This is a genomic window from uncultured Alistipes sp., from assembly GCF_910580175.1.
Lineage (GTDB): Bacteria > Bacteroidota > Bacteroidia > Bacteroidales > Rikenellaceae > Alistipes.
This window is the reverse complement of the sequence record NZ_CAJTXD010000012.1, coordinates 1628-2845: the sequence shown is the minus strand read 5'-3', so window position 1 is coordinate 2845 and position 1218 is coordinate 1628. Positions and strand designations below refer to the sequence as shown.

At 56.8% G+C, this 1218-nt stretch carries 1 protein-coding gene and 1 pseudogene (1 of these 2 running past the window's edge); both read right to left on the bottom strand.

Features of this window, described 5'->3' with window-relative positions:
- A pseudogene (locus tag QZ298_RS08640) lies at window positions 1-574 on the bottom strand (carboxymuconolactone decarboxylase family protein); its annotated part reaches 220 nt to the left of the window's first position; the annotation flags it as partial.
- Between the two features lie 56 nt (window positions 575-630).
- Window positions 631-1170, bottom strand: coding sequence for a flavodoxin family protein (locus QZ298_RS08635; protein WP_296008132.1), 540 nt, complete (start codon window positions 1168-1170; stop codon window positions 631-633).
- Window positions 1171-1218 lie beyond the last annotated feature (48 nt).

Below are 1218 nucleotides of genomic sequence, written 5' to 3'. Positions count from 1 at the left end.
GCATCTGACCTCCGCCTTTCGTGGCTTTATGGATGTGCCAGTTGTTGCGGCAGCGAGGCTCGAAGGTGACGTTGGATATGTTCACCTGCTCCCGCGAAACCGGTGCGAGGTAACTGTTGCCGATGAAATATCGTGCATACGCCGTGTTGGGTTCGCCGATGGGGAAAATCATTTCACGTTGGAAGGCCGCTTTGGTATCCTCGTCGGTCGTCTCCTCGGCCCATACGTCTTTAGCAAGGCGGAATGCCGCCCATGCTTTCGGCCAACCCGCGTAAAAACCGATATGCATGATGATTTCGGCGATCTCGGTGCGGGTGATGCCGTTGTTCTTCGCCGATTGCAAATGATATGTCAGCGAGTTGTCCGTAATGCCTTGACTGATGAGTGAAGTAATCGTCACCAGGCTGCGGTCACGAAGACCGAGCTCGTCGGTGCGGCTCCACACCTCGCCGAAGAGGACATCGTCGTTGAGTTCGGCGAACTTGGGTGCGAACTCGGTCTGTACTGTTTTTTCTCTCTTTTCCTGTGCCATACAATTCACTGTGCCGATGCAACATGTTGCCAATAAAAGCATGCAGTTTCGGATCGTCCGGAGGGGATGCGACCGCCGATCTCTGCGTAGGGGCTCCATTACGCTATCGTTTTCCCCATTTCGTAGGCGCGGACCAGGGCGGGGTGCCCTTTCGTTTCGCCCGGTTTGGTGACGCCGCCGGCGAACACCGTTCCCGCGAGGCACGCCTTCCCGAAACAGTCGATCCATCCCGTAAGGCCTGCTACGGCACGTTCCGGGACATGCGCACCCTCTTCCGCCGCACTGGTCAGCATGTAGATGTCGCGGAAACGGTAGCCGGACGGATAGAGCGGATTGGCGCGGTCGAGCAGTGTCTTGAGCTGCCCGCACATCTCGTAATAGTAGATGGGGGAGGCGAATGCGAGGACATCGGCGTCGTGCATTTTCGCCACGATTGCAGGCGCATCGTCGGCGATGACACACCGTTGCGTTTGCTGGCAGGCCAGACAGCCTTTGCAAAAGCGGATCTCTTTCTCTTTGAGCGTGATCTTTTCCACTTCGTTGCCGGCCTCGGCCGCTCCGCGGATGAAGGCATCGGCCAGGGCTTCCGAGTTGCTTCCCGGGCGTAGGCTCGACGATATGACCAATACTTTTTTCATGGGATTATTGTTTGAGGTTCGTATCATGGTTCGTGCGGATGGTTTTGA

Coding starts and splice junctions, on each gene's coding strand:
- QZ298_RS08635 (WP_296008132.1), bottom strand. CDS start 1,170: ATGAAAAAAGTATTGGTCATATCGTCGAGCCTACGCCCGGGAAGCAAC.